The 13200-nt window shown below is 66.0% G+C and carries 13 protein-coding genes, 1 pseudogene and 2 riboswitches; of the genes and pseudogenes, 12 read left to right on the top strand and 2 right to left on the bottom strand.

Annotation, left to right across the window (positions count from 1 at the left end; translation table 11 throughout):
- The first annotated feature begins 26 nt into the window (after nucleotides 1-26).
- The 6 genes from leuD to bluB all read left to right on the top strand — a co-directional run bounded on the left by leuD (nucleotide 27) and on the right by bluB (nucleotide 3586).
- Nucleotides 27-632 carry a 3-isopropylmalate dehydratase small subunit gene (gene leuD, locus FN835_RS11820; protein ID WP_142663432.1) on the top strand — a complete coding sequence of 202 codons (606 nt, stop codon included), beginning with the start codon at nucleotides 27-29 and terminating at the stop codon, nucleotides 630-632.
- Nucleotides 623-1636: an endonuclease/exonuclease/phosphatase family protein gene (locus tag FN835_RS11815; protein WP_142663431.1), complete on the top strand. Its 1014-nt coding sequence runs from the start codon at nucleotides 623-625 to the stop codon at nucleotides 1634-1636. The genes leuD and FN835_RS11815 overlap by 10 nt, the downstream gene beginning before the upstream one ends.
- Nucleotides 1637-1665: 29 nt before the next feature.
- Nucleotides 1666-1862, top strand: a riboswitch (cobalamin riboswitch).
- Nucleotides 1863-1898: 36 nt separating this feature from the next.
- The gene (locus FN835_RS11810; protein ID WP_142663430.1) at nucleotides 1899-2075 is read left to right on the top strand and encodes a CbtB domain-containing protein; all 177 of its coding nucleotides are present in this window, start codon (nucleotides 1899-1901) and stop codon (nucleotides 2073-2075) included.
- Entirely contained in the window at nucleotides 2075-2761 is a 687-nt protein-coding gene (locus FN835_RS11805; RefSeq protein WP_142663429.1) for a CbtA family protein, read from the top strand. Before FN835_RS11810 ends, FN835_RS11805 begins: the two co-directional genes overlap by 1 nt.
- Nucleotides 2762-2810: 49 nt before the next feature.
- Entirely contained in the window at nucleotides 2811-2963 is a 153-nt protein-coding gene (locus FN835_RS21230; RefSeq protein WP_185958659.1) for a hypothetical protein, read from the top strand.
- Nucleotides 2963-3586: a 5,6-dimethylbenzimidazole synthase gene (gene bluB, locus FN835_RS11800; protein ID WP_142663428.1), complete on the top strand. Its 624-nt coding sequence runs from the start codon at nucleotides 2963-2965 to the stop codon at nucleotides 3584-3586. The genes FN835_RS21230 and bluB overlap by 1 nt, the downstream gene beginning before the upstream one ends.
- Here the strand turns inward: bluB and FN835_RS11795 are convergent.
- On the bottom strand, nucleotides 3583-4140 hold the full coding sequence (locus FN835_RS11795) for a manganese efflux pump MntP (protein ID WP_142663427.1): 558 nt from the start codon (nucleotides 4138-4140) through the stop codon (nucleotides 3583-3585). The two genes, bluB and FN835_RS11795, sit on opposite strands and share 4 nt — an antisense overlap.
- A gap of 456 nt (nucleotides 4141-4596) precedes the next feature.
- Here FN835_RS11795 and FN835_RS11790 point away from each other — a divergent pair, with 456 nt between their 5' ends.
- Nucleotides 4597-5940: a hypothetical protein gene (locus FN835_RS11790; RefSeq protein ID WP_142663426.1), complete on the top strand. Its 1344-nt coding sequence runs from the start codon at nucleotides 4597-4599 to the stop codon at nucleotides 5938-5940.
- Nucleotides 5941-5949: 9 nt separating this feature from the next.
- Here the strand turns inward: FN835_RS11790 and cobO are convergent, their stop codons facing one another.
- Nucleotides 5950-6561: a cob(I)yrinic acid a,c-diamide adenosyltransferase gene (cobO, locus tag FN835_RS11785; RefSeq protein ID WP_185958653.1), complete on the bottom strand. Its 612-nt coding sequence runs from the start codon at nucleotides 6559-6561 to the stop codon at nucleotides 5950-5952.
- Nucleotides 6562-6601: 40 nt separating this feature from the next.
- Nucleotides 6602-6805: riboswitch (cobalamin riboswitch) on the top strand.
- 79 nt (nucleotides 6806-6884) lie between these two features.
- Between cobO and FN835_RS11780 the strand changes: the two genes are divergently transcribed.
- The 5 genes and pseudogenes from FN835_RS11780 to FN835_RS11760 all read left to right on the top strand — a co-directional run bounded on the left by FN835_RS11780 (nucleotide 6885) and on the right by FN835_RS11760 (nucleotide 13198).
- Nucleotides 6885-7238: a DUF1636 family protein gene (locus FN835_RS11780; RefSeq protein WP_142663424.1), complete on the top strand. Its 354-nt coding sequence runs from the start codon at nucleotides 6885-6887 to the stop codon at nucleotides 7236-7238.
- A 3-nt stretch (nucleotides 7239-7241) separates the two neighbouring features.
- Complete coding sequence (gene cobW, locus FN835_RS11775) at nucleotides 7242-8276, top strand: cobalamin biosynthesis protein CobW (protein WP_142663423.1); 1035 nt, start codon at nucleotides 7242-7244, stop codon at nucleotides 8274-8276.
- A 9-nt stretch (nucleotides 8277-8285) separates the two neighbouring features.
- Nucleotides 8286-11435 (top strand): cobaltochelatase subunit CobN, encoded by a 3150-nt coding sequence (gene cobN, locus FN835_RS11770; protein WP_142663422.1) that lies wholly within the window; start codon nucleotides 8286-8288, stop codon nucleotides 11433-11435.
- Nucleotides 11399-11659, top strand: a pseudogene (locus FN835_RS21610) (hypothetical protein); the annotation flags it as partial. The gene cobN and the pseudogene FN835_RS21610, both read left to right, overlap by 37 nt.
- A gap of 912 nt (nucleotides 11660-12571) precedes the next feature.
- Nucleotides 12572-13198 carry a precorrin-8X methylmutase gene (locus FN835_RS11760; RefSeq protein ID WP_142663521.1) on the top strand — a complete coding sequence of 209 codons (627 nt, stop codon included), beginning with the start codon at nucleotides 12572-12574 and terminating at the stop codon, nucleotides 13196-13198.
- Nucleotides 13199-13200 lie beyond the last annotated feature (2 nt).

Raw genomic sequence — 13200 nt, 5'->3', positions numbered from 1 at the left:
CAGTCAATTCTCTCGCGAGGAAGCAAATGGACAAGTTCAACACCCTGACCGGCATCGCGGCCCCCATGCCGCTGGTCAATATCGACACCGACATGATCATCCCCAAGCAATTCCTGAAGACGATCCATCGTTCGGGACTGGGCAAGAACCTGTTTGACGAGATGCGCTATGACGCGCAGGGCAATGAGGTGCCGGATTTCATCCTGAACCAGCCCGCCTATCGCGACAGCCAGATCATCGTGGCGGGCGACAATTTCGGCTGCGGCTCGTCGCGCGAACACGCGCCTTGGGCGCTGCTGGATTTCGGCATCCGCTGCGTGATCTCGACCAGCTTTGCCGACATCTTCTTTAACAACTGCTTCAAGAACGGCATCCTGCCGATCGTCATGCCCGCCGAAATCGTCGAGGTGCTGATGGAGGACGCCCGCAAAGGTGCCAATGCCCGCATCACCGTCGATCTGGAAAACCAGACCGTGACCACCTCGGACGGGCAAAGCTTCCCCTTTGAGGTCGATGCATTCCGCAAGCATTGCCTGCTGAACGGTCTGGACGACATCGGCCTGACGATGGAGAAATCTGCGACCATCGACAGCTACGAGGCGCAGATGGCGCAAAGCCGTCCTTGGGTCTGAGGGCGCTGGCCGCGCTGCTGGTTCTGGCCGGGCCTGCCGCGGCCGAGCCTTTGCGCGTGGCCACTTATGATGCGGGCCTGTCCCGCAAGGGACCGGGGCTTTTGCTGCGCGATCTGGGCCGCGAGGATGCCCAGATCGACGCGGCGGTCCGTGTCATCGCGGATGCCCGGCCCGACATCCTGCTGCTGACCGGGTTCGATTGGGACCATGACGGGCTGGCGCTGACCGCCCTGCGCAAGCGGCTGACGGCGGCGGGTGCGGAATATCCGCACAGCTTTTCGGCGCGGCCCAATGCCGGGATGGTCTCGGGTCTGGATCTGGACCGCGACGGGCGGCTGGGCGGTCCGGGCGACAATCAGGGCTTCGGCTTTTTCACCGGGCAAAAGGGCATGGCGATCCTGTCGCGCCATCCCATCGGCCCCGTCGCCGATCACAGCGCCGTCTTGTGGCGCGACCTGCCCGGCCATATCGCGCCGCCCGACACGCCCCCTGAACAGCGCCTGTCGTCCGTCGCGCATTGGGATGCGGTGGTGTCGGTCGCAGGCAAACCGCTGCATCTGCTGGCGATGGCGGCATCCCCTCCGGTATTTGACGGCCCCGAGGACCGCAACGGCCGCCGCAACCATGACGAACTGGCGTTCTGGCAGACCCACCTGCCCGACGCCCCCTTTGTGCTGCTGGGCAAGCTGAACGTCGATCCCGTCGATGGCGACGGCCGCCCCGAGGCGCTGGCCGCGATGCTGGCCCATGTCACCGACACCCTGCCCCGCAGCGATGGCGGTGCGGCGCAGCCAGGCGGCGTGAACGACCGCCACAAGGGCGATCCCGCACTGGACACCGCCAATTGGCCCGCCGACAAGATGGGCAACCTGCGCGTCGATTACGTCCTGCCCGCCAAGGCGCTGCCGGTGCTGGGCTCGGGCGTGGTTTGGCCTGGGGGCGACGGGGTGGCGCAGACGGCATCGGTTCATCGTTTGGTATGGGTCGATATCGACTGGCGCTGAAAGCCCTTGCCGCCGCGCAAGTGCCGCATGTAACATTCGCGTGTATCGGTCCCCGTGAAGGGGTCAAAAGGGAATCTCGGTGCGGCCCGCATGGGCCAACTCCGAAGCCGCCCCCGCGACTGTAGGCGGAGAGCGCGCGTCCATCACGCCACTGGTCCCGACCGGGAAGGCGGACGCCGCGCATCGACCCGCAAGCCAGGAGACCTGCCGATGCGTGAACCGCAATGCCGTCGGGACGGACGGCTGACAGGAAAGGGTCATCATGGCCACCCAAACGACCACCGCAGGCAAGACCGCCTCGGGTTCCATCATCCTTCCCGTGATCGCGTGCTTTGCGATCGGTTTCGGGCTGATCTTCATGTCCGGGCTGGTGCAGGCGGAAACGCTGCATGACGCCGCCCATGACGTGCGCCATGCCACCGGCTTTCCCTGCCACTGATGTTTTCGCGCATTCTGACCAGCGGGTTGATCGCTGGCGCTGCAACGGGGTTGATTGCCGCCCTGCTGCAGCTTTGGTTCGTGCAGCCCGTGCTGCTGCATGCTGAATTGTACGAATCCGGCCAGCTGATCCATAACGGCGCGCAGGCTGTCAGCGCCCATCAGCCGACCGGTCCGTTCGAATGGACCCGAAACCTGCTTTCGGTGCTGTTCAGCATGATGGTCTATGCGGGTTACGGGCTGATGCTGACGGCCCTGATGTCGCTGCGCGGCACGGTCACGCCGCGTCAGGGGCTGCTTTGGGGGGTCGCGGGATTTGTGACGATGCAGCTTGCCCCCGCCTTCGGCCTTGCCCCCGAGGTTCCGGGCGTCGCCGCAGCCGACGTGACGCAGCGCGCGCTGTGGTGGCTGGGCACGGCGCTTGCGACCGGCATCGCGATCTGGCTGATCGCGTTCGGACGGGGCTGGCTGGCGTGGGGTGCGGCGGTCGTCCTGATCCTTGCGCCGCATGTCATCGGCGCACCGCAACCCGACGCCTATGCCGGAACCGTCCCGCCCGAGCTTTCGGCCGAATTCGCAGGCCGCGCGCTTGGCGTGGGGCTGATGGCATGGGTGCTGTTGGGACTGATCTCGGCATGGGTGCTGCAACGCGATCCGGCCCATTCGGGCCTGCCGCAAGCCGCGTAAGACTGCCGGGCGTCGCGCGCGCCTGGCATTTCCACAGAAAGGACAGAATATGGACCGCTCGATCGCGATGCTGCTGATCGGCCTGATCTTTGGTTTCGGCATGGGCTTTGTCGTGGCCGCCGCGAACGGGATCACTCTGGACGGGCACGATCATTCCCATGATCATGGGGCATCGGAAACCCAGTCGGAACACCAGCACTGATGGAATGCGACGGATCGGACATCGCGGCCCTGCAGCGCATCCTGCGCTGGCGTCGCGATGTCCGGCATTTCCGCCCAGATCCCATCCCCGAACAGCTGATCGCCGAATTGCACGCCGCGATGGAACTTGCGCCCTCGGTCGGCAATGCCCGGCCCTGGCGCGTGGTCCGGGTCGATGATCCCGCCCTGCATGCCGCCGTGCGCGACGATTTCGCCCATTGCAATGCCGAGGCGGCGGAAAGCTATCAAGGTCAGCAGCGCGCCGATTACGCGGCACTGAAACTGGCGGGGCTGGATGCCGCCCCGCTGCAACTGGCGGTGTTTACCCAGATCGACCCGGCGACGGGACACGGGCTGGGCCGCGCCACCATGCCCCAGACCCTGCGCCAATCGACCGCCATGGCGATCCACACGCTGTGGCTGGCGGCGCGGGCGCGCAATCTGGGGCTGGGCATGGTCTCGATCCTGGATCCCACGCATATCGGGCCGCTGCTGGACGTGCCGCCCGATTGGGAATTCGCGGCATGGCTGTGCCTTGGCTGGCCGGAATTCACCGATGACATGCCCCTGCTGCATCGCGCAGGCTGGCAGGAAAACGCGCCCCCCGACTGGCTGCGGCGCTAGGCCGTCAGATGCTCGATCAGGATCAGCGTGCCCAGCGTGATCAGCGCCAGCCCGCCGAACGCCTCGATGATGCGGCCAAAGCGGTGACCCAGATAGCGCCCGGCCAGCATCCCGGTCGAGGACATCACCATGGTCGCCAGACCGATGGCCAGCGCGATGACAAAGATATTCACGTCCAGAAATGCCAGCGACACCCCCACCGCCATCGCGTCGATCGAGGTGCCGATGGCCGTGACCACCACCGCCCAGACCGAGGCGGGGGCGGGCGCGTCATCGGGCTTGCGGCTTAGCGCCTGCAACGCCATGTGGACGCCCACCGCGCCCAGCAGCGCGAATGCGATCCAGTGATCGACCGCCTGCACATATTGGCTGGCCGCCATCCCAAGGCCCCAGCCGATCAGGGGGGTAATCGCCTCGACCGCGCCAAAGATCATGCCGGTCTTGATGGCACGGCCAAAGCCCGGACGTCGCGCGGTCGCGCCCTTGCCAAGCGAGGCGATGAAGGCATCGACGGACATGCTGACGGCCAGCACGCCGATTGAGATCGGGGACATTTGCAATTCCTCTGGGCTGATCCGGGCAATGGACGGACCCCGCCCGCAGGGTCCCATCGCCACGGTCTTGCAAAGCCATACCGGCCGGATACGCCACGCGGAATGGTCCGCGAGCCTGTTGACGCATCCCCGCCAAGCCCGTGGCGGTCGCTACTCCCCGATGCGGGTCAGGTAGCGGGCGCGAGACATATAGTCAAGCAAAAACAATTAGTTATAAATGCGTCTCATTTGCAGGTGGGCTCAGATGTATTGCTCCCAAGCTGTCGAGAATACCCCACCTTCGCTTTGCGGGGCGCAATGCTTCCCAACTGGTAAAATATCACACACATTGACATAAAAATTTTATGCAATTGCATAATTTATTTTGATTGCAGACACGAGGTGGCAACGATGTCTCGTCAGCTTGCCTAAAGACTCGGGGCGGCAATTCCTGAAACCTGCGAGTCCGGGCATGACATGAAAATCGCGATCATCGGAACCTCGAATAGTATCACTGGGCTGAACGGCTTCATCAAGGCGCTGCGCCTGCACCACGAGGTGCTGAACATCTCGACCGGCCGCAGCCCTTTCTATTTCCATGTGCAAGCAATCCTTGAAAATCGCGATCTGCTGGAAGCGCAGGATCTGGTCATCGTCGATCACTACATCAATGACGGAAATTTCTACGATGCCACGATGGATCAGGATTATGGCACCCGCAGGGCGCAGTTTTATGATCTGCTGAGCACGTTGAACACGCGTGTCCTCAACCTGCTGTTTCCGGTTCAAAACCTTGCCGACGCGCCTGAATATCAGGCCAGCCGTGCCAATTCGATCAACCTGTCGCTGTCCCGCGGCATCGGCGTTCTGGACCTGAATGAAGTCGCATTCGAAAATCACCACTATCGCGACAGTGTTCATGTCACTGCCGATGTGTCCTTCATGCTGGGGATATTTCTTGATCGCCAGCTTTTGCTTACCGATCTAGGCAAAAAGCCAAAAGGTGGCGCTGTGCAGGGCAACTCGTTCCGCCATGTTCGCGTCGAAGATATCGTTGGCCTTGCGGCAACCGAAGAATTTTCGAACCGGCTTTTGACGCGCAAGTACCATGATTTGCGTAGCAAGATCGTGATCGCCGCGCAGCCGCATGAACAGCTGATCGCACTTTCCTATCTGCGTCCAAAGGCCAATAACGAAGCCAGCGGAATGCGGATCAACGGGCACGACCGCGCGGTCGGCGATTTCGGCTATTTCGTTGAGGCGCTGGATATGGAAGCCTCAGGGCCAGTGACTATCGAACCGATACCCCTCGACGTCGCGCAATGCCAGGAACTTATGGGCCGCAAGATCGCCACCGGACCGTTCACGCATTGCCTGATTTGCGATTTCCTTTTCCATGACCGGCAGGCCCGCCCGATCTGGACTCCGGCCAAACGCCAACCTCTGCATCTTTCAGTGGCCGGTCTGTCGGAGGCCGTCCGGCGCATGTGCCCCCCAGCCAAGCGCCTGTTGCCCGTGACTGTTGATCTGCTGCGCGACACGGCGCTGAAGATCGAGGCCGACAATCTGCGCTCGGCATCGGAACTGATGCAGATCGCGTTGCAATCCCGCCCGGACGGCAAGCTGATCATTGCCAAGGACAAGGAATATCAACGGCGACTGGCAGTGATGCGCGCCGAGGCCGCTGCCGAGACCGCTGTGGTGCAGGCAGCCCCCAACCCGGTGGCGGCAATAATGACCGAGCCCAGGCCGACGCCATCCGCAAGTCTGTGGGGCAAGTTTCTAGGCCGTAATTCTGGCAAACCGGCATCGGGCGACTGATCCGCCTGTCTAAAATTCCACCCCTGCCTGTGCCTTGATCCCGTCGCGGAACGGGTGCTTGACCATTTCCATCTCGGTCACCAGATCGGCCAGCTCGATCAGTTCGGGCTTGGCATTGCGGCCGGTCAGCACCACATGCGTCATCGCGGGCTTTTCGTCGCGCAGGAACGCCACCACCTCGGACACGTCCAGATAATCGTAACGCAGCGCGATGTTGATTTCGTCCAGCAGCACCATGCGGATGGCGGGATCGCGGATCAGGTCACGCGCCTTGGCCCAGCCCGCCTGCGCGGCGGCAATGTCGCGGGCCTTGTCCTGCGTTTCCCAGGTGAAGCCCTCGCCCATGGCATGGAACTGGCACAGATCGCCGAAATGCGTGGTCAGCAGACGACGTTCGCCCGTGTCCCATGCGCCTTTGATGAACTGCACCACCGCGCAGGGCATTCCGTGGGCAATGGAACGCAGGATCATCCCGAAACCGGATGACGACTTGCCCTTGCCCTTGCCGGTATGGATGATGATCAGCCCCTTTTCGCCCTGCTTTTCCGCCATCATGCGGTCGCGAGCGGCCTTGATCTTGGCCATCTTCTCGGCGTGGCGGGCATTGTCATCGGTGGTCATCGCGGACTCCTTTGCTTGACAAGTGGGCATGGCGCGCGCACAGACTTTGGGCCTGCGCTGGTTCCTGTCCATAGGGCAGGTGAAAAGGGAATGCGACAAGCCTTTGTGCTTTAAGCAGCCGCCCCCGCGACCGTGACCGGAAAGGTCGGCCCCGTGCCACTGGCGTCATGCCGGGAAGGTGGGCCGCCCGTGGGCCAAGCCCGAATCCGCAAGCCGGGAGACCTGCCGCGCAAGACGATTGACCGGCGGACGGGGTGTTCCTGCCGGGCGCTTTGGGGTCATCGCGGCCCCCGCGCCCTGCCGCCATTTTGGAAGAAGGGCGCATGACCGTTACGCTGCATGTCTGCATCACCTGCCGCGCCGGAGAGCCGGTCGAAGACGGCCAGCCCGTGCCCGGCGCACGGCTGATGGATGCGCTGAATGCGGGCGATCTGCCCCCCGGTGTCCGTATCAAGCCGGTCGAATGCCTGTCCGCCTGTTCGAACGGCGCCGCCATCGCGCTGACCGGACCGGACCGCTGGACCTATGTCTATGGCCACATGACCTCCGACGACGCGCCCGAGATTCTGGCAGGCGCGTCCGCCTATGCGCAGACCGCAGACGGCATCGTGCCGTGGCGCGAACGTGTGATGATTTTCCGCAAGCGCAGCCTCGCGCGTATTCCTCCGATTGGGTGATTGATGACCGACCTGACCAAGACCCCCGTGACCGTGATTACCGGCTTTCTGGGCGCGGGCAAAACGACGCTGATCCGCCACCTGATGCAGAACCCGCAGGGCAAGCGGCTGGCTGTGCTGGTCAATGAATTCGGCACCGTGGGCGTCGATGGCGACATCCTGAAATCCTGCGCCGATGAAAACTGCCCCGAGGAGAACATCCTTGAGCTGTCGAACGGCTGCATCTGCTGCACCGTCGCCGACGACTTCATCCCGACGCTGGAAAAGCTGATGGCGATGCCGCAAAAGCCCGACCATATCCTGATCGAAACCTCGGGTCTGGCACTGCCGAAACCCTTGCTGAAGGCCTTCGACTGGCCCGCGATCCGGTCGCGCATCACGGTGGACGGCGTGATCGCGCTGGCCGATGCCGAGGCGGTGGCGGCGGGGCGATTTGCACCCGACGAGGCCGCTGTGCAGGCGCAGCGCGAGGCGGACGAAAGCCTTGACCATGAAACGCCCCTGTCCGAGGTGTTCGAGGATCAGATCGCCTGCGCCGACATCGTGCTGCTGTCCAAGGCCGATCTGGCGGGCGATGCCGGGCTGTCCGCAGCCCGCGCGGTGATCGAGGCCGAAACCCCGCGCAAGCTGCCGATCCTGCCGCTGACCGATGGCGTCATTGACCCGCGTGTGATCCTTGGACTGGGCGCTGCCGCCGAGGACGATCTTGCCGCCCGCCCCAGCCATCACGACGGCGCGGACGATCACGAACACGAGGATTTCGATTCTGTGGTGATCGACCTGCCCGAGATTTCGGACCCCGCCGACCTGACCGCCCGGATCGAGCGTCTGGCCCGCGAACAGCACATCCTGCGCGTCAAGGGCCATGTCGCCGTGGCGGGCAAGCCCATGCGCCTGCTGGTTCAGGCCGTGGGCGAACGCATCCGCCACCAATACGACCGGCCCTGGGGCGATCAGCCGCGCGTCTCGCGCCTTGTCGTCATCGCCGAACATCACGACATTGACGAAGCCGCCATCAGGGCAGTGCTGACCGCATAGAGGAACCGCTTGCACGTCATCTTCCGCGAAGGCCGGGGGCTTGAGGAAACCGAGATCCCGACCGATCCTGACCAAAGCCCCGCCGATCTGGTGGTGCTGTCCTTTTCGGACAGCGACCTTGGCGCATTTGCGGCGGGCTGGCATCAGGCCAGATCGCATGTCGGGCTGCCGTCCCTGCGGCTGTGCAACCTGTCGGCGCTGCGTCATCCCGTCTCGGTCGATCAGTATTGCGAGGCGACGCTTTCGGGGGCGAAGGCGATCCTTGTCCGCCTGATCGGCGGCGAGGCGTATTGGCCCTATGGCGTCGCCAGCCTGCAAGACATGGCGCGGCGGCGGGGCATCGCGCTGGCGCTGCTGCCGGCCGATGGGCGGCCCGATCCGACGCTGGACCGGTTCTCGACCCTGCCCGTCCCGGTGCTGCGCCGTCTGTCGGCGCTTTGCGACGAAGGCGGGGCGGTGGCAGCGCAGATGGCGCTGGCGGAACTGGCGCAGGCGGCGGGACTGGGGACGGCCTCGGTAGCGGGTCAGCCCGCGATCCCGCAATGGGGGTTCTACGACGCCGAGGCCGGGGTGATCCCGGCCCCGCTTGCGGGCGCAAGCCGTGTGCTGGTCGCGTTTTATCGCAGCTATCTGACCAGCGCCGATCTGGCCCCCGTGGACGCGATGATCCGGGCGCTGCGTCGCGCAGGCTTCGCCGCGACCGGTGTTTTCGCCCCCTCCCTGAAGCTGCCCGGCCTTGGCGCGTCGCTTGCGCCGCATCTGCCGGGGATGGCGGCGGTGGTGAACATGACTGCCTTTTCGGCGCGGGACGACGCGGGCGCCACGCCTTTTGACGCCGCCGATTGCCCGGTGTTTCAGGTCGCGCTGTCCACCGCTCCGCGCGCGCTGTGGGCAGCCGAAGATCGCGGCCTTTCCGCCGCCGATCTGGCAATGCATGTCGTGTTGCCCGAGGTCGACGGCCGCATCTTTCTTGGCGCGATCAGCTTCAAGGAACCGCAGCCCCGCGACCCGGACCTGCAATTCTCGCGCCTGATCCATGCGCCGGATGCGGCGGGGATTGCAGCGGCGGTGGCACGGATCAAGGCGTGGCATGGGCTTCGCACGGCCACGCGCCGCGCCGTGATCCTGTCCACCTATCCCGGCAAGGCGCATCAACTGGCCCATGCGGTTGGTCTGGACGCGCTGGCATCCACCGGCGCAATCCTTGGCGTCCCGCATGACGATCTGGGCCAGCGGCTGATGTCCGAGCGTCTGACATGGGCGGGCTATCCTGACGCCCTGCGCACCCTGCCCCAGCCCCTGCGCGACGATCTGCAAGCCGCGTGGGGCCATGCCCCGCAGACCGTCGATTTCGCCGCGCTCCGCACCCCAGATGCGCTGATCGCCCTGCAACCTGAGCGTGGCGAGGTCCAGGCCCGCGCCGACGATTACCACGACCTGTCGCGCACGCCACGCCACGAATATGTCGCCTTTTATCTGTGGCTGCGCAGCCAGACCGACGCCATCATCCACATGGGCGCGCATGGCACGCTGGAATGGCTGCCCGGCAAGTCTGTGGCGCTGTCGGATGCCTGCTGGCCGCAAGCCCTGCTGGGCGATCTGCCCGTCATCTATCCCTTCATCGTCAACGACCCCGGAGAGGCCGCGCAGGCCAAGCGCCGCCTATCCGCCGTCACGCTGGGCCATGTCCCGCCCCCTTTGGCCGATGCAGCGACGCCGCAGAACCTGCTGCATCTGGAACGTCTGCTGGACGAATATTCGACCGCCGACGGGCTTGACCCGCGCCGCCGCGACCGCCTGATCGGCGCGATCCGCGACGAGGCCCGCGCGGCAGGCGTCGAAACCGACCTTGGCCTGCCCTCCGACGCCTCACCGGCCGAGGCGATCCCGCTGATCGACCGCTTCGTCTGCGACCTGAAGGAAAGCCGCTTTGGCGAGGGGCTGCATGTCTACGGTGCCGCGCCGGGTGAAATGGACGGCCTGACGCGCGCCCTGTCGGGCCTGCGCGTGGCCCCCGGCCCCTCGGGGTCGCCCGCGCGGGGGCGGCTGGACGTGCTGCCCACTGGGCGCAACCTTTTCACCGTGGACCCGCGCGCCGTGCCCAGTCGCAACGCCCATGCCCAAGGCGTCAAGCTGGCCGAGGAGCTGCTGCGCCGCCACCTGCAGGACCATGGCGACTGGCCGCGTGGGCTGGTCGTGGACCTGTGGGGCAGCGCCACCATGCGCACCGCGGGCGAGGAATTCGCCATGGCGCTGCATCTGGCGGGCATGGCTCCACGCTGGGATGCAGGCTCAGGTCGGGTTTCGGGCGTCGAGATCATCCCCCTGGCCGAGCTGCGCCGCCCGCGGATCGACCTGACGCTACGCGTCTCGGGCCTGTTTCGCGACGTGTTTCCGGGGCTGGCACAGCTGTTCGAGACCGGGGCCGAGGCCTTGGCGACCCGCGATGAGACGCCCGAGGACAACCCTTATATCACCCGCGCGTCCCGCGTCTTCGGCCCCAAGCCGGGGCTGTATGGGCTGGGCATCACCGAACTGGCCGAGACATTCACCGACGATGCCCGCGCCGCTGCGGGCGAGGCGTGGCTGGCCGCGTCATCCCATGCCATCGGCGCGGATGGGACCGTGACACACCAGCCTCAGGCGATCCGTGACAGGCTGGCCGGGGCCGATGCGTTCGTCCATGCGCAGGATCTGCCGGAATCCGACCTGCTGCTGGCCAGCGATTACGCCGCGCATGAAGCCGGTTTCGCCGCCGCCATGGCGCGGGTCGGCGCGCCCGCCCCGGCGCTTTATCATCTGGACGCGACCCGCCCCGACACCCCCCGCGCGCGGTCGCTGACCGAGGAGATCGCCCGCGTCACCCGCGCCCGCGCCGCCAATCCGGCATGGGCGGACGGCATGATGGCGCATGGCTTTCGCGGCGCGGCAGAGATCGCGGCGACGCTAGACCACATGGCCGCCTTCGCCAATCTGGCGGGTGTGGTGCCGGGGCATCTGTTCGATCTTTACCACGACGCCACGCTGGGCCGGGACGAGGTTGTAGCCTTCATGGATCGCGAAAACCCCGCCGCGCTGGCCGCGATGCGGGCAATGTTCGCGCGGCTTCTGGAATCGGGACTATGGGTGACCCGCCGCAATTCGGTGCTGGCGTCATGAGCTTCGACATCAAGGGCTGGTGCCCCGGCGCGTTGCGGCCCATGGCCTCGGGCGACGGGCTGGTCCTGCGGATCAAGCCGTTGAACGGGCGGCTGACGGTCGCACAGGCCCACGCGATTGCGGCACTGTCGGCGCGGCATGGGAATGGGCTGATCGACCTGACCAACCGCGCGAACCTGCAATTGCGGGGGCTGGACGCGGCTGGGCATGAAGCGGTGTTGGTCGCATTGGGCGAGATGGGGCTTCTGGACGCCTCGATCGAGGCAGAGGCGCGGCGCAATGTGATCCTGTCGCCCTTTGCCCCGGTGGGCGGCGAGGCGTGGCAGATGGCCGAGGCGCTGGCCGATTGGCTGACCCGCGATGCTTCGCCCCTGCCGGGCAAGTTCGGCTTCACGGTGGATGACGCCGCGCCTGTGCTGACCGCCGCACCCGCAGACATCCGCCTGATCCGCGGCCCCCATGGCTGGCAATGCTGGCCCGAGGGCGCGAATTGGTTCCTGCCGGGGGCAGAGGCCGCACGGACCCTGACCGCATGGTTTGTGGCAAATGGCGGCATCCATGCGGGCCGGGGCAGGATGCGCGATGTTGTGGCCCGCGCGTCCCCGCCGTCTGATGCCTTGCGCGAGGCGAGGCCCGCGCAGCGCCCCCCCTTGCAACCCGGCGCAGTGCCGCAGGGGCAGCTGCTGGGCTTTGCCTTCGGGCAGATCACGGCAGACCAGCTTGCGGCGGTGGATGCGCCCGTGCGGTTGACGCCCTGGCGGATGCTGCTGCTGGAAACCCCGTCGCAGGGACGTATCTTGGGGACCATCAAGGCCCCCGGCGATCCGATGCTGCGCATCTCGGCCTGCACCGGCGCCCCCCGCTGTCCACAGGGGCTGGCGGATGTGCGCAGGCTGGCCCGACGCCTTGCCCCCCTGCTTGGCCCGCGCACATTGCATGTCAGCGGCTGCGCCAAGGGTTGCGCCCATCGCGGACGGGCAGATCTGACGCTGGTGGCCGTTGCGGCGGATCGCTTTGACCTGATCCGGGACGGGACCGTGGTCGATGCTGCGGTCGCAAGGGCGCAGGCGGATGACATCCCGCGCTTGATCGCGCCCCCCGCCCATGACATGACCGCGAAAACCCAAGGCACGCCCATGCATATCTATGAAACCGATGGCGCGGCGATCTATCGCCAGTCCTTTGCCACCATCCGCGCCGAGGCCGATCTTGGCCGCTTTTCCCCCGAGGAGGAGCCGGTGGTGGTCCGCATGATCCATGCTGCGGGGCTGGTCGGGCTGGAACGCGATGTTGTCTTCTCGTCCGGCATGGCCGAGGCCGCGCAGGCCGCACTGGCCGCCGGTGCCCCGATCCTGTGCGATGCCCGCATGGTCAGCGAAGGTATCACCCGCCCGCGCCTGCCCGCCGATAACCGCGTCATCTGCACCCTGCATGACCCCCGCGTGCCCGACATGGCCGCCGCCATGGGCAACACCCGGTCGGCTGCGGCGCTTGAGCTGTGGCGCGAGGATCTGGCCGGTGCGGTGGTCGCGATCGGCAATGCGCCGACCGCGCTGTTTCATCTGCTGAACATGCTGCGCGACCCCGCCTGCCCCCGCCCCGCCGCGATCATCGGCTGTCCCGTGGGCTTTGTCGGTGCCGCCGAATCCAAGGACGCGCTGATGGCCGACCTGCCGGTGCCCGCGCTGATCGTGCGCGGGCGGCTGGGCGGATCCGCGATCACGGTCGCCGCCGTCAACGCGCTTGCCAGCCGGAAGGAATAACC

Origin of the sequence: Paracoccus laeviglucosivorans, assembly GCF_900182695.1 — a bacterium.
Classification (GTDB): domain Bacteria; phylum Pseudomonadota; class Alphaproteobacteria; order Rhodobacterales; family Rhodobacteraceae; genus Paracoccus; species Paracoccus laeviglucosivorans.
The sequence above is the reverse complement of the archived record's forward strand: the minus strand, read 5'-3'. Positions and strand labels throughout refer to the sequence as shown.